Genomic DNA, 17,407 nt, shown 5'->3' on the forward strand with positions numbered 1-17,407 from the left:
TATGATATCCTGTTTACATAACATTGTAGATATTGTTAGCTTTGGATATATCTGAGATCACTGTAAAAATAATGGTAGTAAATATAGCCAATGAACAAACAGTTCGGCCTATGGTATAATAGTACAGATCCACAGCCTGCCCTGCCGTTACCCTGGTTTTTAACAAATATAACTTATATTGAAAAGGAGATAATTAGTGGAATTATTTGCAATACTACTCAGTCTTATCCTGCTAATGTATTTTGCCTTCCGTGGTTACTCCATCATCCTGTTTGCGCCATTATTCGCTATTCTGGCGGCAGCGGCCAGTCATTTCAGCCTTATGCCTGTATATACGGAAATCTTCATGACTAAAGCAGCTGAATACTTTAAGATGTATTTCTCGATTTTTCTGTTAGGGGCTGTTTTTGCGAAGGTAATGGAGGATGGCGGTCTGGCCCGGGCGATTGCCGGGTCGATTGCCGGTAGGTTAGGCAAAGAGAATGCTATACTGGCCGTGATACTTGGTTGTGGTTCTTTGACTTACGGCGGCATTAGCGTATTTGTTGTGGTGTTTGTCATGTACCCGTTTGCTGCCGCTCTTTTCCGCGAGGCTGATATTCCTAAACGGCTGATACCTGCGGCTTTATGGCTAGGTACATTTACTTTCAGTATGGGGGCCTTTCCGGGGTCCCCGCAAATTCAAAATATTATTCCCACCGCTTTTTTCGGTACGACAACATGGGCCGAGCCTTTGATTGGCGTCATTAGCGGGGTAAGTATCTTTTCTTCAGGCTGGGCCTGGCTGCTATACAGACAGCGACAGGCGGCAGCACAGGGCGAGGGCTATGGGCTGCATACACTGAATGAACCGGCCAAGTCGGCAGCGGAGCAGCTGCCTGGGCAATGGCTGTCGGTGTTGCCGCTGGCAGTTGTCCTGCTGGCTAACTTATATCTTAGCAACCCTTTTGCCTGGTCCTGGGCTTATCAATGGAATGAAGATATCCTGCTGCCCTTTAAAGCCCTGCACCTGTCACTGTTAAGCAGCAGCCTTGATAAGGTACGGGCAATCTGGTCTTTGAACATAGCTCTGATTCTGGGTATCCTGCTGGCGCTTGTGATTGGCCGCCAACAGTTGCGGCAGAAAGGGGGGGCTGCTGCTGCCCTAAACGGTGGCGCGATTAGTTCCCTGGTCGCAGTTCTTAATACTGCCTCAGGGTATGGCTATGGCAGTGTGGTTGCCAGTCTGGCCGGTTTCCAGGTGATTAAATCTTTTTTAATGGATATTAAGATTGGTACCGGCCCGCTGGTGTCGGAGGCGATTACTGTCAATATTATGGCCGCTATTACCGGTTCGGCATCAGGCGGCATAACAATTGCTCTTGGTATGCTGGGGACTGATTATCTGGCCTGGGCCCAGGCTGCCGGTATGCCGCCGGATGCCCTGCACCGCTTTGCGGCCCTGGCTTCCAGCGGACTCGATTCTATGCCGCACAACGGCGGGCTTATTACTGTTATGGCCGTGTGCGGTCTAACACACAAAGAATCCTATTATGATCTCTTTGTTATTACAATTATCAAGACATTGCTGGTCTTTGTCTTTATTGGCTTGTATCTGGCAGCTATATAGGGGAGTGGGGCGGATTTGCCGCCTTGATCATAGCCGGGATATTCAGCGCATTATTCATCCCCGGTGAATACACTACAGTATAGAAGTTTTATATTGGAGTGGTTGGCATGGGATACCATATTCAGGTAGAAGCAAATATCAATATTTATGTGGAGGACCTTAACCCGGAAGGCTGTAAAACAATCGTGTTTATTCACGGCTGGCCGGCAAACCATAAGATGTTTGAATACCAGTTTGATCAGCTGCCGCGCCAGGGGTACCGCTGTATCGGCATTGATCTCAGAGGTTTTGGCAATTCTGACAAGCCTTGGGATGGCTACCACTATGATCAATTAGCCGATGATATCCGCTGTGTGGTTGAAGCCCTTGGCTTGCAGCAGTTTATCCTGGGGGGACATTCTACCGGCGGAGCTATCGCTATTCGTTACATGGCCCGTCATAGCGGTTATGGGGTAGCTAAGCTTGCCCTGTTTGCAGCAGCAGCCCCCAGCCTTATTCAACGGGCCTATTTTCCTTATGGTCTAGAAAGAGCGGCGATAGAAAAAATCATTGAGGACACCTATAATGACCGCCCTAATATGCTGCAGGGATTTGGCAATATGTTTTTCTTTCAGCACGTCACCGGCCCTTTCTCAGAATGGTTTTTCCAATTGGGATTAGAGGCGGCAGGCTGGTCAACCGCGGCCATTGCCAAAACCTGGCTGGACGAAGAGGGATTATTTTCCGATCTTGGGACAATCCGTGTTCCCACACTAATCCTGCATGGCCTGCATGACCGGGTGTGTCTGTTTCCCCTGGCTGTTGCCCAGCATAAAGGTATAAAAAATTCCCGGCTGGTACCATTTAAATATAGTGGCCATGGATTGTTTTATGACCAGCGCGATAAGTTTAATAAGGAATTAGTAGAATTTATCGAGGAATAATACCATAAATATCAATAACAGATCCTAAGCGGCACCCTTCTCTTCTAACTTTGCAAAAGGGGCACCTGCGGGTGTCTTTTTTATGTTTGCCCGCAGCCCGGGGCGAGTCCTGTTTTTTTACCTATAAAAATATTTGACAAAATTTGTTTTTAAGCATATGATTGGCTTGAATTTCAAGTATAATTTGGTCTTACCAGCGGATAATCAAAGGAGAAATGTGTATGAACTATTTAGAGGAAATCACTCATGAATTATTTACTTTTTTCAATGCTTTTTCTTCCTGGGAGAATTCAGTAATAAAAACAAGTGATTTAGCTGTTTCCGAGGCCCATGCCATCGAAATTCTGGGCAAGTTTGGACAAATGAATATGAAGAGTCTTGCTCAACATCTGGGAGTAACTACCGGTACGACTACCGTCACGGTGGACCGCCTGGAAAAAAAACAATATGCGACCAGGGAATCAATTAAAGAGGATCGGCGCGTGCACTTAATTACGCTAACCGAAAAAGGCCAGCAGGCTTTTGCCGAACATCATCAGTATCATTATAATTTAACAGAGCAAATACTTTCGGTCTTATCGGAAAAGGAAAACGAACAGTTGCTGGCTCTCTTAAAAAAAATTAACAGAGAGGCGTTTTAGCAACTATTTACTATAAATTTATAAATAGTTATAAATTGGCTGTCCTTGAGGCGGCAAGAACCGGTGAGCAGGGGCGTAAGCGACAATTAATATTTTCCTATTTTTTGACATTGACTACACAGTCGGTTGCGGTATAATCAAAATATAGTAGAAATACTAAATTTGCTATGGAGGACGTTAACATGCGGAAAAAAAAGGTTGTCATTGGTATGTTACTGGTTTCCATGCTGCTGCTTACAGCTGCGCCCGTATCGCAGGCCTTGGGTTTAGGTGATATTCTTAAGGTTGGTGGCATGTCTATCCTTATCGATAGATTTGCAACACCGCTTAATAATTTCATCAACCAACTGACATTTAAACATAAGATGGGGACTGAATACGCGACAAAAGTGGTCCCGATTCTATCTGTCGGTAATCACGGGTACATAGGAGCGGCGCAGATAACCGGAGCGCAGGAATTGGTGGACAAAACCAAGGCTGTTATGCAGGTGGAAGGCAACTTTAATAATAACCAGTTCAGGGTAAAAGCATTGATTCCGGTTGATAGTACTAACCCTACCAACTTCACCCGCGTACAGGGGGTTGGGGTTTCGGCTATCATTGACATTAAAATATAAACTCCAGGCATAAAAGAACCTCTTGCTGTAAGTAAAACTTACGGCAAGAGGCTTTTTTTCATGATCAGAAGTATAGCGGTTTCTGATCATAAGTGAGAACGCCTATGCCCTAAAGGGCACCGGCGGCTTCAAGGGCAACAGCGGCTTACACTTTCGCTAAAGGCCCGGCGCAAGCCGGGTTTTCTTTAGCAGGCGTTGCAATGCGGCGGCTACCGTGCGGCTGGCGATATTAATTTATCTTCTTTTAAAATATGGTCGACAAGCCATTCGATAACAAATTTAAGGATTTCTTTTAAATAGGCATTTTGTTCATTATCGATCTTTGCCAGGTCGATGGATCCCATTTTTTCGATAAACTCATTATGCAACACCTTATGTGACAAAAACTTGGGATATTTATTAGCCAGCATATAGGCCTCTTCGGCCGCGAAATGTTCTGTTGTATAATCCCGTAGTTCCTCAATAATAGCTACAATGTGATCATATTTGTCAGTTATTAATTCATTGTTTAATAATTTGTCGATAGCATTGGCGATCTCAAATAATTTTTTGTGTTGCTCGTCAATGGCAGGGATACCGAGATCATAATCATGTTTCCAAATTACCACGGCACTAACCACCTTTTAATAATTTAATAATAACATTTTCTCCATCCTTGGGATAAGTCCTGTTATAGCGTGAATTGTAAGTAAAATAATAAAAGCGCAGGTTGAAGGAATTTTACCTCCGCCTGCGCCCTTGTGCCCTTAGAATTTGATTGTTTTCGCATTACCCTTCATATCCTGGATAGTTGCCTCGGCATTCTCAATATAAAACAACTCAAAAATGGAATCATCCACACTGTACCTATTAGCGAGCGTTGGCATTGTATCAAGTGCCGCCTGCTTGCTTTGTTTACTTGTGTTAAAAACAGCGTTGCCTTTTAAGCGTATCCATTCCCCGGTTTTGGCGGTTGTGGATATTTCAATATTGGGATTGGCTTTCAGTTGCTGGTATACAGGCTTTTGGTTGCTTGTACAAAAATGCAGTTTGCCTTCGAAATTCATTGCAAAACCGAAAGGGCGAACCTTGGGGGTGTTACCGTCCACAGTGGCCAGATAAAAAATTGAATTTTCAATGAGAAATTTCAACACTTCTTCCATGACAAATCTCCTTTACTTTATGTATTTTTATGATACGATTATACAATAAAAGGATAATAAAACAAAGTATGCAGTTATTTCTTACTTAATCAGTAATATATGAGTATTGGAGAGAAGTATGAGCAATAAACACACTGCGCAGGCCGGGTGTCCTGTACTATATGCCCTTAGTCTCATTGGGGGGAAATGGCACCTGCCAGTGATCTGGGCTCTCAGCCGTCATAAGCTGCTGAGATATAATGAATTAAAAAGAAATGTCTGCGGCATAACGAATATGATGTTGTCCCAATCGCTGAAAGATCTGGAAAACAATGGTTTAATTAAGCGGGTTCAGTATAACGAGATTCCCCCCCGGGTGGAATACTCGCTTACCGAAGCCGGTCTGAGTTTATTACCGGCACTGGACGAGTTAGCCAAGTGGGGGGTTAAGCAAATGGTAAGGATATAGTTTGCCTGCCTTACGTGTTAGCATGCTGTAAAACCGGAATTTATATGCTATGCGACTATTTTACCGTAAATTCTGAGTAAACAAAAAAACAGGGGTAGAGAGTAGCAACCTATTCCTGTAAGAAGACAACAGTCAACCTGCCTAAACAGATAAATTAGTGTTTACCGGATGGGGGAGAGGGATGCAAGTGAAAAAACAACCGGTACTTATAGTTCTTATCGGGGGTGTAATTCTTTTGCTTGGCTGGGCGGCAATACATTATTTTATTGCCGGCACGCCTGTCGCCGAGCCGGTTCGCGGCCAGCAGGAAGAAGTTCATGGGCGGCCGCTTACCGAGCAAGACCCTGACGACAGTTTGCAGCCAGCCATTGCTGATCCCGGTCTGGCCAAACCGCAAGAAGAGAAACTGGGGTCGCAGCAGTTTATTCCTGACAAAGACATAGAATCGTTAAATAATGTGGACAATACGCGCTTTAATCTGTCTAACCATACATATACAATAGAGAAAGAGGAGAAAAAAAGTTTTGAGATCATGCCGGGTGTTAATCTGAAAAGCCGGCGCATCCATGTTGAAATCGATGAGGAGGCTAAAGAGTGGATTGAGATTGAACGGAGTCCGTCTAATTCCAATAGTGATTACCAAATACTGCTCAAAAAGAAATTTTAGGCGGTTTCCTTGGTATAATCAAGCTAACCTGTAAATACCTTTAATGTATATTAATGGTATTTTTTTGAGGGTTCCTTAGAGGAAAATATACAATCCGGGGAGAAGTAGCCATAACTGCACCTGCCGCAGGAGCTAAGTAATGGGTGCTTTTCATTTTAAGACAATACCGTGTTGATAATACCTAAAAGGAGTAATTGGCATGAATAATCAGGATAGGCCTAATCTTGGACCGGCAGCTAAGTATAGAATGAAACAAGATCTTGTGAAAAATGCCTACCGTGAATTTCAGGAACAACAGACTTATGGTCAGCGGGTTGCTGACTATGTTGCCAGGGTAGTCGGCAGCTGGCCGTTCATTATTGGCCAAAGTGTCATTATTTTAATCTGGATGGGGGCTAATGCCTATTTGGTTTATATGAAGGTAATGGACCCGGGATATTTTGATGCCTGGGATCCATATCCCTTTATTTTGCTTAATCTGGTGTTAAGCTTTCAGGCGGCTTATACCGGGCCGGTAGTCATGATGAGCCAAAACAGGCAGTCTGAAAAGGACCGTTTAATGGCCGAACTGGACTATCAGCTTAATAAAAAATCGGCAGAAGAAATCGAGGTTATTATGGCGCATTTGGTATATCAGGATGAGGTTATGAACAAACTGATGTCCCGGTTAGAGGAGCGGGCAACAACTGCTGACAAAGATAAATGAGCAAGGCGATTCTGATAATACGAAAAGTCTGCCGGTCAGTATTCTGACTGGTAGGCTTTATTTTTTGGTTACCTGATCAGGGGAACACAGGTAATCAGCGATTTATCACAATTTACCTGACCAACAATAACTTTAATGCCATAGGTCTGATAAATATTTTCTTCTGTAATTACTTCTGCGGGGGAACCCTGCTTGGCAATTTTCCCCCCGGCAATAATGGCGACTGTGTTAGCGGTAAGGAATGCATGGTCAGGAAAGTGTGTCGACATAATGACAAGCATACCTTGCTCGGCCAGGCTGTTGATGATTTTTAGCAAACGGATTTGATTGCCAAAGTCAAGATGCGAGGTAGGTTCGTCAAGCAGCAATATTGAAGTTTGCTGGGCAATAACGGCAGCCAGTAAGACCAGTTGCCTTTCGCCGCCGCTTATCTCAGTATAACGTTTGTCCCGCAAGTGGTATATTCCCAGAGAATTCATGGCCTGCTTGGCGATTTCTATATCCTTTTTACCGGGAACGGCTAAAAAATTAAGGTGCGGTGCTCGGCCCATGAGTACAACATCCAGGGCAACAAAAGGGAATGTTGGTATATGGGACTGCGGGACATACGCGATTTTCCGGGTAAGCTCCTGGCGACTCAAACTACGGATATCCTGCCCGTCAATCTGTATGCACCCTTTGCTTAGCGGCATAAGATTATTCAAGCATTTCATTAATGTTGATTTTCCCGCTCCATTGGGGCCTAATAAACACATAATATTTCGTTCTTGGACGGAAAAGCTGATATCGGCAAAAATGTGCCGGGAGCCATCATAAGAGAAGGTTGCCTCATGTACATCCAATCTCATTACCAGCCCACCTTATTCTTGATAATTAAATAAGCAAAAAACGGTGCGCCGATAAGGGCTGTTAAAATTCCCAGGGGAATTTCGGTCTCAATAAGCGTCCGGGATAAATTGTCAATCATCAATAAATAGCAGGCTCCGATGGATATACAGGCAGGTATTAGTTTCCTGTGGTCCGGTCCTACCAACAGTCGGCCAATATGAGGTATAACCAGCCCAACCCACCCAATTGTTCCCGCCAGACAGACGGCTGCTGCGGTAATGACAGTACATAGGAAAATAATTAGGCCGCGCTCCCGTTTGATATTGACACCAAATGCCAGAGCCTCCTCGTCGCCCATAGATAATATGTTGATCCGCCAGGCCAGTAGGGTCACCAGAAAAATTGAGATGATAATAACAGGCCCGGCTACTGCCAGGGTGGCTTTACTGACGTTTGCCAGCGATCCCATTAACCAAAATACAATTGCCGGCAGTTTTTCGTAAGGGTCAGCAACATACTTAATCAGTGATATCAAAGAGGAAAAAAAAGATCCTACAACCACTCCAGCCAGGATCAGAGCCAAAGTATTGGCCGACTTATACACACTGCTAATTGCATAGGCGCTTACCACTGCCAATAAGCCGAAAAGCAAAGCCAAGACCTGAATGAGTATTGTATGTTCAGCCAGCAAAATTGCTAATGCTGCACCAAAGCCGGCCCCGGCCGCAACCCCCAGGATATAAGGCGAAACCAGGGGATTACGGAATATTCCCTGGAAGGCCGCCCCGGCTACCGATAATCCGGCACCAATGATTAAAGCGGCCAGTATCCGGGGAAATCTAACTTCAAATATTACTTTTTCCGCCATCGGCGTCCATGTATGTTCAATGGTCGTGAATCCGGAAAAAAGAATTTTGACGACACTATCTAGGCTGATCGGGTATTTACCAATAACAAACGAAAGAAAAAATAAAACCACCGGCGTTAGGCATAGTATAGATGTAAGGATTGGACGCTTCAGCCTACGCATTATTAGTGATCCCCGGTATAAGGCACCCCGTAAAATGTAATGTAGAAATCATTTGCTTTTTCTTGCAGATCAATATCTGAGAATTTCTCCGGATGCAGCTTTTTGGCTAACCAGAGTTCACCAAGCGCCATTGATTCGGGGCATGGATGCCCCCAGGGTTTTGCATACTCCGGCGCAACATACACCCGGTCATTTTTGACTGCATCAATTTCTTGCCACGCAGGATTTGTACGAATCTCAGCGGCGACTTTTTTATAGCGATCTTGCACAAAAATAACCTCAGGATTCCATTTCATTATTTGTTCCATAGTAACCTGCTTATAGCCGTCAATCTCCTCAGCCACATTGCGCCCGCCGGCCCGTTCGATAATGACCTGTGTATACTTGCCTGTCCCATATGTATACATATCCGGATTAGCCATATAGCTGGAGACCCGCTGACCAACCAAACCGCTCAGCCTGGTTTTTACCAGCTCGCGACTTTTTAGGGTGTAGTCAACAAGTTCAGCCGCTTTCTGTTCTCTGCCTACTACGCTGCCAATTAAGGCTACCCCCTCTTTAAAGCCTTCGGTGTATGCATTGTCAGGGTCTTTCAGTTTCGGGTTTAATTTTGAAGCTTGTTCATAATCAGCTTTATACAAGGAAATTGCAATTACCGGAATACCCAGCTTCTCAATTTGCTCAATCACATTTTTGGGCATATAGTGGGTCACTAACACCAGGTCAGGGTTTAAGTTTGTAAGAGCCTCAAGGTTGACTGTTTCTAGATCACCGGGAGTAGGCAGGTCTTTTAAGCGCGGATAAATATCAGAAAGCCGGGGGGATATTAAATTTTGCCATTTATTAATGACGCCGACTAGCTTGTCACCGGCCTGCAGTTCTAAAATAATATCAAGTGTATGGTGTTGCAGGCAGACAATTCTTTGGGGCTCAGCGGGAATTATCACCGTACGCCCGAGTTGATCGACAACTGTCCTGGTAGCAGCTTGTAGTCCGGGTACGGCCGTTTGCTGTTTGGTTATCCCCAAGAAGCCGCCGGCAATAATCAGCAACAATATACAGCCCAGTACCATAGTACGTTTGGTCATATTTACACATCCTCTCTTATGTGGTCAAGACACTGGCTAAGATTAAAAAAACGGCGTAGTCGAAAAGGCAAATGCAGGTTGTCCTTTGGCGGAATGATCGGCGGCGACAGTGGGATAAGGCCGGCAGCAACAATGGGAGCAGTCCCCTGGTCCAGGAGAAATTCAAGAAATTGCAGGGCTAGGTCCCGCCGGCGTGTTGTTTCGATCAGGGTGATACTATAGATAATTGGCTGCCCTTTAACAGTCATGACCGTTCCGGGCTGTTTGCCTGATAACTGCAATGCAGCCTGTTCATAATATGATGAATATTCGTCAGCTGAAAAGTTAATTGCATCAGGCAGGTTAATAAACCGGTAGCTGTTTTGGCGTGCCGTTGATTCATAGCCGAAAAAATAGTCTAACTTGCCACTGGTGAGCCGCGAACGAATTATTGCACTATCTGTCAGTATATTTTCCGGCAATAGATTAGTATTCAGGCAGTTGAATAAGCCGGCCTGCTTATAATATCTCTCCGCTAACTGCCAACATAATTTGGTCCGATAGCCGGCCGGGTCCAGTTCCGGGTCAGTATGCCCATAGGTAACGCCAGGCTTTAATAGTATGTTGTACCAATTGTCAGGCTGAATAGCGTTGGCATATTGGCTCTGGTCCGAAAAAGACAGAACGAGCCGGTTTTTTGCCAATTGAATATTAAAGGTTGCATATTCAGGTTTCAGAAAGTCATCAATTATGCTGTAATCGGCCGAAGCAACAATATCGCAGGTGTCAGGATGCTGGATTGCCTTGCGGGCAGCCATTCGTGCACCGCTGCCTTCCAAATGTACTGATATACCGGGATTTTGAAGCTCAAAAGCTAGGGCAATCGGCTGTAGCACCCTGCTTAAACTTCCTGCATGAAATATTGTTAGTTTTTTTGTCAAGCTAACCTCCAATCATGTTGTATTAATGTATGTATATATTTGTCTATAGCAAAAATCAACTAACCCGGAGCATAATTGTGCTTGGTTAGTTGATTGCACCATCGTATCAGCAACTTTTTTAGCCTTGAAGGGAGAATTTACTGTTTTTAATAATAAAATAAAAATTAACAAAAATCAATATAAACAAACTTATTTTTACATATTAATTTATTTTTATTTGTTTATATTGCAATCTGTTTGGCTGCTGGCCTATTCTAAGGCTGTTTGGTAAGAAAATAATCTTAGCGCAACTTTGGGCTAAAGGTTTATTTTTGATTACCAGCGTTATTTTCGGGGCAAGGCAGGAATCCTGCAATGTACGTGTAAAATTATAAAAGGAAATAAATTATAGGAGGGTAACCAGGTGCAAATTTTTGATTTCGCATTGAAAATGGAATTAGACGGGGAACAATATTACCGGAGCCTTGCCGCCCAAGTGCAATACGACGATCTTAAAACAGTCTTAATCGGCTTGGCCAATGATGAGCGGTCTCACTATGATATAATACTGGCAGCCCAAAATAATCATTTTCACCCCCCGGCCGCCGCCCCCTTTTTAGCCGGGCAGCAAAATGTTTTTGCGATTAACAGGGAATTTATTAATCACAATGAAGAATCTATCGTAAAACTAAAAGATGAGCAGATTGACATATACAGAGGGGCATTGATAAAAGAACAGGAAAGTGTGGAGCTTTATAAAAATTTACAAGCAACAGCGGTGACGGAGGCGGAAAGAGCAATCTGTATTACGCTCATGCAGGAAGAAGAAAAGCATGTGGCTGTGCTGGAGAATATCATTGAGATGCTTAATCATGTTCATGACTGGGTCGAATCGGCCGAGTTCAATCTTAAAGAAGAGAAATATTAAACAATAGAGGTGATACCTGATGACGGCCAAGAAAATTGGGGTTCTGGTTGGCAGCCTGCGTAAAGAATCATTTTGCCGCAAGGTTGCTAAGGCCTTGCAGGAACTAACTCCGGCCGGTTTCTCGCTGGAGTTAATTGAAATAGGTGACCTGGCGATGTATAACCAGGATTTGGACGATGAGGGCCATCCGCCTGCTGCCTGGACCGCTTTTCGTGAATGTGCAAGGAACTATGACGCCTTTCTTTTCGTTACACCGGAGTATAATCGCTCAGTGCCCGCCGTGCTGAAAAATGCTCTCGATATCGGCTCACGTCCATTCGGTAAAAATGTACTGGATGGCAAACCAGGGGCAGTAATGAGCGTATCGCCAGGGGGGATAAGTGGATTTGGCGCAAATCACCATCTGCGGCAATCACTGGTTTGCTTGAATGTTCCTACTATGCAGCAGCCTGAGGCCTATGTCGGCAATGCGGCGGTGCTTTTTGACACAAATGGGGATCTTATTAGTGATAATACACGCGCGTTTTTCCAAAAGTTTATGACCGCATTTACAATATGGATTATGACTAATACTGGCAACAACCGTTAATTGATACTGCCTATATATTTCCATGTATTAATACATGAAATCGGCAGATACTATGAGTGTAAAGGGTCTGTAATGGTTGAGCCAAGATTGGTGCCGGGTTTGCAAGAGCTCGGTATTAGTCGGCCAAAGATTGGCGTCGGGTCACATGGTTCGGCGTTAGTCGGCGGGAAGACTGGCATGGGTCTTGAAAGGCTGTACGGTAGCCCAACTGTTGCCGTGTGGTCCCAAGGGATGTATGTTGGTCGAGCTAAGACTGCTATGGGTTGTGAATAATAGGGGTCGTTTGCAGTCGAGAGATTGCAGGCGGTTCAGTAGCTATCTGTGGTAGTCGAGCAAAGGTTTGCAGCGGTTGTGTAATGCTTGTGGGTAGGCGAAAGTCTGCGTATAGGTATGTAATGATCGGTGTAGGCTGTAGCGTAGATCATTGCGGGCTCTTTACTTTATATCGGATTAGCTGAGTCACTCATAAGGAGTGGCTTTTTTAGTTTGTGGAATGCATATAAAAAAAGCAGGCACCTTACGGTACCTGCTGAGTTGAGGGCGTCTATCTGGTATAGGTTCTTGCCAGCCGGCGGCTGGCGGCATTAATGGAAGCTGTAATCTCTCGGGTATAATCGGTACTGCCGCTAATAATGTCAAGCAATGTTTTTTGTTTAAACCGGACGAGATCGAGTTTGGACTGAAGGCCAATTGCCTCAGTCATCATTAGGTATTCATCTGAAATATCTGTGGGAATACCAAGACTGGCAACGTATGCCCGGAGTTTGCCCGTCTCCTTTAGCACCGTTTTACTCTCCATATCGTTAAGCGAGGAGCCTAAATCATCCCAGAATTCAACAGGCTTATAAATTGAGTATTCATATTCCATGAATCGTTGGGTAAAGGTCGCTGCCCCCTCAGAGAATTTGAAACCAAATTTAGCGGCATCCTTATACCAATTGGTTTCCGGGAAAGGTCCGGGAGGATTCACAATAACCGTATCCGGCAGTGCTTCATCAATTAAGGTTACATTGGCCTGAAAAACTTCTTCCATAGAAATTCCCGGTGGCAATGGGCAGGGATAAATCAGCGAGAGCCCGACCCGGCAAGGCAACCTGACTGCGTCGGATGCCAGGCGGATAGTAACGATCGTATTAATAATATCTTTTCGCTCTATCCCCTTATTCATTATTTCCCGGTTAACGCCGTCATGTCCGGTTTCACCGCCCATAAATACAGCCCTGAGGCCAGCCTGAATCAGGAGGCGATAGGTTGCCAAAGTCTCCGCACTCACGTTGGCGGCACGAACAAACATAGAAAAACGGATATTCAGGCCATGGGTTAAAATAGCTTCAGCAATTTCCCGCCCATGAACCATCGGTGTCTCTGAACTGCTAAACCGGAAAAATGATATACCGCGTTGGAGCATTGCCTTAATCTCAGTAATAATATCCTCCACCGGTCGTGGCGTAAAAGGAACAGTGCAGCGGGTATGGGAGCAAAAGTTACAATTATTCCAACTGCAACCCACACCGTCGACAATTGTGTGAAAAAGAATTTTGCCGTCAAGATCGGCAGCGTAATAGTTGGGAATTGTTTGCGCGGCCAGGCCCCGGACAACCTCCGTATGATCGCCGGCAAAGCCGCCTGTTTTTAACAATGGTCCCCCCCATTGGGCGTGGACTTGTTGCAGAAAAATGCTTTTCGAGGGTGTCTGCCGGCGTAAAGTAATCAGCTTTTCCAGAATTTCTTCGCCTGGTCCCATGATAGCGAGATCAAAGTCTGTGTGGGAAAGTACGATATCACCATAAACTTTAACCTGAGGACCGCCGGCGATGATAATTGTTTCCGGACTATACTGCCTGATTTCAGCTGCAAGTTCCCGGCCCCAGGTATAGGCTTCTCCATACCATAGCTTCAGGCCGACAATGGGAATCTGCCGGGCCTGTACATCGGCAGCGATCTGCCGCCGCCTGTTGCGCAGATATTCCCGCCGGCATTGAAGAGCATACGCCTGCAATGGCCAGGCCGCAACTAACATGCCGGCAGCTAACGGTTTTACGCGGTAGAACTTCATTAACAACCGGGTCATTGTTTTTAATAGCCGCAGGCACCACTGGGGTACACCCTTTTCCAAAGCAGTAACCCTTTGATCATCGACAATTTCAGCGTGAATGCCTTTGTACTCCAGATAGGTACGCAGTATCACCAGGCTGTTTTCAAGGGCCGCGTCTGAAACAACCCGCTGCCGCGGGGCATAACTGTTAATCAGCAGGATATCCGGAGTAGTTTTCATTATTGGTCCTCCCTAGACAGGCTTAGGCGCAGTTTGCGGCCCAGATCAGGCTGGAAACGCTGGAGCTTCTCGAAAGCAATCCGGGATATTGTCAGTATTTCACAATCGGCAACTGCAGTGGCATCAACCTGATGGTGAGTCTGGGCAAACAGGCCGACAGTGCCTATGATATCACCGCATTTAGCTTGGGAAACCTCTCCTACCTGAGAAGCAATCCTCATAACTCCGGTAATAAGCAGATTTAGTTCGTTACACACATCTCCCTGGCGGATAAATTCGCTTCCCTGGCGGCATTCGACCGGGGTAGCTATGTGCAGCAGTTTTTTTACTTCATTTTCATTCAAAGTACTCAGTGCCGATAAAGGATGATTGATACGCTGTTTAACGAAATCCCATCGTTTTTGTTTACTGGTAAATATGCCGACAGGGTAGCGAGAAGCTTCAGGAAAGTTAGCCAGAAACCATTCTCTGGCTGCAGTTGAGTTAGTATATTTTTTTGCAATACGTAAATATGGTGAACGAATGGCGGTCAGGTGTTCGATATCCTCCGGCATAAGTAGAATTGGGACCACAAACCCGTAGCCAGGATCCTGAAAGCCTGGCGCAAAAGACTGATAGCCCAATTGTTCATACATGGGGAGAAGATATGGATTGCAGCCGCTTAAGTTGAACTGTATATTGTGTTCGCGCAGGAATTTATAGCAGTGTGTTAAAAGCTGAAAAAATACCGGAGTCTTTCGGTACAATGGATCGACCATCATTTTGGTCCCAAAACAAATATTTTTACTATTAGGACTGAATTTCTGGAAACGTGCGAGTTGAAAGATATGTGCCAGCCCAGTCGGAAAGTCGCTGGCTTTACCAAAAGTTGCCCGGACAGCACCAACAATACGGCCATCTGCTAATTTCGCGTAAGCTTGCTGACTCCACGAATCCAGTTCATCAATTATAACTTTTCGATAATGGTCGGTACTGGGGATAATGCGCTTCATTTCGCCAATATGAATTTGATAACGAAAATGGTAGATAGCTTCTTTTTCTTCGTTTGTATAGGCATCATAAATTTTAACACTTTCCCATTCTGGTTTGGCAGCAGTTTCCAGTTTTTGTTTTTTTGTTTGCATTGTTAGTCACCCCTTGAGTTTTAGTCAATGTATTTCAACAAGCTATACTGTCGCTCACATACAACCACCTCCTAAAAAATTTCGTCCTATCTATTTACCCTTGCAAATGGAAATGATAGAGACGAAAAAAAAAGGCCTTGCGGCCTTCTTTATCAATTAATTGTTTCAAATCTTATGTTTATTGTCGTTCCGGCCGGTCCAGTATTGATGTCCAGTTTAGCGTTATGCCTGTGCGCGATGCGATAGCAGATGGCCATACCCAGGCCGGTACCGGTAGCTTTGGTAGTGAGAAATGGCTTGCCCAGATTTTCAAGAACCTGTTGAGGAATACCTGGTCCTTGATCGGCGACGCTCAATATAGTTCCCTTGCTGTCAATAGTGGTTGTAATAGTCAGTTTTCCGCCTGATGGCATGGCTTCAATGGCGTTGCGAGTAAAATTAAGGATAAGCTGTTTGATCTCTTTGTCATCAAGATAAAGATTGGGGATTTTTCCAAGTTCGAGAACGGTTTCAATATTAAAGGAAACAGCATCGGCCTTAATTAACGGATGGATTGTTAATATAATTTCATTAAGATTGCATTTCTTCATTTCGATGCTTTTATTTTTACTTAATGCGAGATATTCGGTTATAATATGGTTGGTTCGGTCCAGTTCGTCAAGCAATAAGGTAAATTGTTCCTTATAATGCTGAAACTCACGTTTATTACCAAACAACTGCAAATAGCCGCGCACAGTGGTAAGGGGATTGCGAACTTCATGTGCCAGATTGGCAGCCATCTGCCCTACAATGTTTAGTCGGTCAAGGCGCGCCACATCCTGCTCCAGTAGGACTCGTTTAGTAATATCCCGCATTATTCCCTCAATAGCAAGAGGTTGACCATCTGAATTAGCAATAACATTTTGTTTTGGTTCTACCCATAGAATATCACCGTTTTTATGTACCACCCGGAGTGTGGTGAAATCATTGAGACCTATCGGCGGTTTAATTAACTTCTTAAAGTTTCCACGATCGGCCGGATGAATGATGCGCATGACATTGCGAAGTGTTTTTATTTCAGCAGGATCATATCCAGTCAGTTTCTTAACAGACGGGCTGATGTATTCGAATCCAACAGGTCGAATTAACTGATAGCGATAAATAACATCAGTGGCATTATCTGCTAACAGACGATAGTACTTTTCTTTTTCGGCAAGTTCGACTCTTAGCTTTTCAAAGTAAATCAAAACAATACCAATTGCAACTGTAGAACGAAGCAGTGCATCCATCAGATAACCCCAAGGAGCAAACCATCTAATCTGGAATAGGAATGGCATATCTAATGCGTGGATACCGAGAAGGAAAAAACCGCCGGCAGTAAGCCAAACTCCCAGGCCATTGTTAATTTGACTCACTGCTCTCGCGGTAGAGGCATATGCAAAGGCAATATAAATTGCACCAGGCAGCAGGTAAGCTTCGGTAGGTAACCCCATTAACCGGCCTATTACAGAAAAAAATAAGACCAGTATACAACCGGATAACCAAATGACGGAAAATTTTTTCCCGGCTAACTCCATTGTACCAGCCGTCAAAAGCAGACAGTGTGCAAAAACCAGCACCCCATACATTATTCCTAGGTATAATGAAGATTGGTCGATAAAAGCTTTTTCAAGAAAAATAATCCTGACTTCATGTATGATCCATGCAGTCAGCCATTTTACCAGGTAACTATGTTTATATTGAATGTAAAGATAAGCATAGGTCAAAACCATTAATGTACTCGCGATGATATTCGTGGTTAAAGCGGCGTCCATAGACATGGAATGACCTCCTGCTAACCTGTTATATTTCGATATTGACTTAGATGAGTATGGCTAAGAATATAGTCTATTTTTCTAGATAATTACTCAAAAT

18 protein-coding genes are annotated in these 17,407 nt (G+C 44.4%); 9 read left to right on the forward strand and 9 right to left on the reverse strand.

The features are described from left to right. Positions 1 to 196: 196 nt before the first annotated feature. The 4 genes from SPTER_RS03620 (at position 197) to SPTER_RS03635 (ending at position 3,790) form a co-directional block, all read left to right on the forward strand. A complete protein-coding gene (locus SPTER_RS03620) occupies positions 197 to 1,609 on the forward strand; it encodes a GntP family permease (protein ID WP_144349100.1) in 1,413 nt (470 codons plus the stop codon). Between the two features lie 107 nt (positions 1,610 to 1,716). After that, positions 1,717 to 2,532 (forward strand): alpha/beta fold hydrolase, encoded by an 816-nt coding sequence (locus tag SPTER_RS03625; protein ID WP_144349101.1) that lies wholly within the window; start codon positions 1,717 to 1,719, stop codon positions 2,530 to 2,532. Between the two features lie 221 nt (positions 2,533 to 2,753). After that, on the forward strand, positions 2,754 to 3,173 hold the full coding sequence (locus SPTER_RS03630; RefSeq protein ID WP_144349102.1) for a MarR family winged helix-turn-helix transcriptional regulator: 420 nt from the start codon (positions 2,754 to 2,756) through the stop codon (positions 3,171 to 3,173). 182 nt (positions 3,174 to 3,355) lie between these two features. Next, positions 3,356 to 3,790: a hypothetical protein gene (locus tag SPTER_RS03635; RefSeq protein WP_144349103.1), complete on the forward strand. Its 435-nt coding sequence runs from the start codon at positions 3,356 to 3,358 to the stop codon at positions 3,788 to 3,790. Positions 3,791 to 3,999: 209 nt separating this feature from the next. On the opposite strand, the gene SPTER_RS03640 is transcribed toward SPTER_RS03635, so the two are convergent. Together SPTER_RS03640 and SPTER_RS03645 are read right to left on the reverse strand one after the other, a co-directional pair. Further along, a complete protein-coding gene (locus tag SPTER_RS03640; protein ID WP_144349104.1) occupies positions 4,000 to 4,398 on the reverse strand; it encodes a bacteriohemerythrin in 399 nt (132 codons plus the stop codon). 138 nt (positions 4,399 to 4,536) lie between these two features. Then, positions 4,537 to 4,932, reverse strand: a complete 396-nt coding sequence (locus SPTER_RS03645) for a pyridoxamine 5'-phosphate oxidase family protein (protein ID WP_144349105.1) — start codon at positions 4,930 to 4,932, stop codon at positions 4,537 to 4,539. 118 nt (positions 4,933 to 5,050) lie between these two features. On the opposite strand from SPTER_RS03645, the gene SPTER_RS03650 reads away from it, so the two are divergent. The 3 genes from SPTER_RS03650 (at position 5,051) to SPTER_RS03660 (ending at position 6,753) form a co-directional block, all read left to right on the forward strand. Further along, on the forward strand, positions 5,051 to 5,380 hold the full coding sequence (locus tag SPTER_RS03650; protein WP_144349106.1) for a winged helix-turn-helix transcriptional regulator: 330 nt from the start codon (positions 5,051 to 5,053) through the stop codon (positions 5,378 to 5,380). Positions 5,381 to 5,567: 187 nt separating this feature from the next. Beyond that, positions 5,568 to 6,047: a hypothetical protein gene (locus SPTER_RS03655; protein WP_144349107.1), complete on the forward strand. Its 480-nt coding sequence runs from the start codon at positions 5,568 to 5,570 to the stop codon at positions 6,045 to 6,047. Positions 6,048 to 6,246: 199 nt separating this feature from the next. Next, positions 6,247 to 6,753 (forward strand): DUF1003 domain-containing protein, encoded by a 507-nt coding sequence (locus SPTER_RS03660; protein WP_144349108.1) that lies wholly within the window; start codon positions 6,247 to 6,249, stop codon positions 6,751 to 6,753. 68 nt (positions 6,754 to 6,821) lie between these two features. On the opposite strand, the gene SPTER_RS03665 is transcribed toward SPTER_RS03660, so the two are convergent. Genes SPTER_RS03665 through SPTER_RS03680 form a run of 4 tightly spaced genes read right to left on the reverse strand, consistent with a single transcriptional unit; the run spans position 6,822 to position 10,619 of the window. After that, the gene (locus tag SPTER_RS03665; protein WP_211367436.1) at positions 6,822 to 7,601 is read right to left on the reverse strand and encodes an ABC transporter ATP-binding protein; all 780 of its coding nucleotides are present in this window, start codon (positions 7,599 to 7,601) and stop codon (positions 6,822 to 6,824) included. Further along, complete coding sequence (locus tag SPTER_RS03670; RefSeq protein WP_144349110.1) at positions 7,601 to 8,611, reverse strand: FecCD family ABC transporter permease; 1,011 nt, start codon at positions 8,609 to 8,611, stop codon at positions 7,601 to 7,603. The genes SPTER_RS03665 and SPTER_RS03670 overlap by 1 nt, the downstream gene beginning before the upstream one ends. Positions 8,612 to 8,613: 2 nt before the next feature. Beyond that, positions 8,614 to 9,699: an ABC transporter substrate-binding protein gene (locus tag SPTER_RS03675; RefSeq protein WP_211367438.1), complete on the reverse strand. Its 1,086-nt coding sequence runs from the start codon at positions 9,697 to 9,699 to the stop codon at positions 8,614 to 8,616. Between the two features lie 2 nt (positions 9,700 to 9,701). Further along, positions 9,702 to 10,619, reverse strand: a complete 918-nt coding sequence (locus tag SPTER_RS03680; protein ID WP_170233132.1) for a substrate-binding domain-containing protein — start codon at positions 10,617 to 10,619, stop codon at positions 9,702 to 9,704. A 403-nt stretch (positions 10,620 to 11,022) separates the two neighbouring features. Here SPTER_RS03680 and SPTER_RS03685 point away from each other — a divergent pair, with 403 nt between their 5' ends. Together SPTER_RS03685 and SPTER_RS03690 are read left to right on the forward strand one after the other, a co-directional pair. Further along, positions 11,023 to 11,526, forward strand: a complete 504-nt coding sequence (locus tag SPTER_RS03685) for a ferritin family protein (protein ID WP_144349112.1) — start codon at positions 11,023 to 11,025, stop codon at positions 11,524 to 11,526. Positions 11,527 to 11,545: 19 nt separating this feature from the next. After that, positions 11,546 to 12,115: an NADPH-dependent FMN reductase gene (locus SPTER_RS03690; protein ID WP_144349113.1), complete on the forward strand. Its 570-nt coding sequence runs from the start codon at positions 11,546 to 11,548 to the stop codon at positions 12,113 to 12,115. A gap of 544 nt (positions 12,116 to 12,659) precedes the next feature. Here the strand turns inward: SPTER_RS03690 and SPTER_RS03700 are convergent. The 3 genes from SPTER_RS03700 to SPTER_RS03710 form a co-directional block, all read right to left on the reverse strand. Continuing rightward, a complete protein-coding gene (locus tag SPTER_RS03700) occupies positions 12,660 to 14,390 on the reverse strand; it encodes a B12-binding domain-containing radical SAM protein (RefSeq protein ID WP_144349114.1) in 1,731 nt (576 codons plus the stop codon). Then, positions 14,390 to 15,514 (reverse strand): cyclic nucleotide-binding domain-containing protein, encoded by a 1,125-nt coding sequence (locus SPTER_RS03705; protein ID WP_144349115.1) that lies wholly within the window; start codon positions 15,512 to 15,514, stop codon positions 14,390 to 14,392. The genes SPTER_RS03700 and SPTER_RS03705 overlap by 1 nt, the downstream gene beginning before the upstream one ends. A gap of 152 nt (positions 15,515 to 15,666) precedes the next feature. Then, positions 15,667 to 17,313 carry a PAS domain-containing sensor histidine kinase gene (locus SPTER_RS03710; protein WP_144349116.1) on the reverse strand — a complete coding sequence of 549 codons (1,647 nt, stop codon included), beginning with the start codon at positions 17,311 to 17,313 and terminating at the stop codon, positions 15,667 to 15,669. Between the last annotated feature and the right edge of the window lie 94 nt (positions 17,314 to 17,407).

The sequence above is a fragment of the Sporomusa termitida genome (assembly GCF_007641255.1).
Taxonomy (GTDB): Bacteria; Bacillota; Negativicutes; order Sporomusales; family Sporomusaceae; genus Sporomusa; species Sporomusa termitida.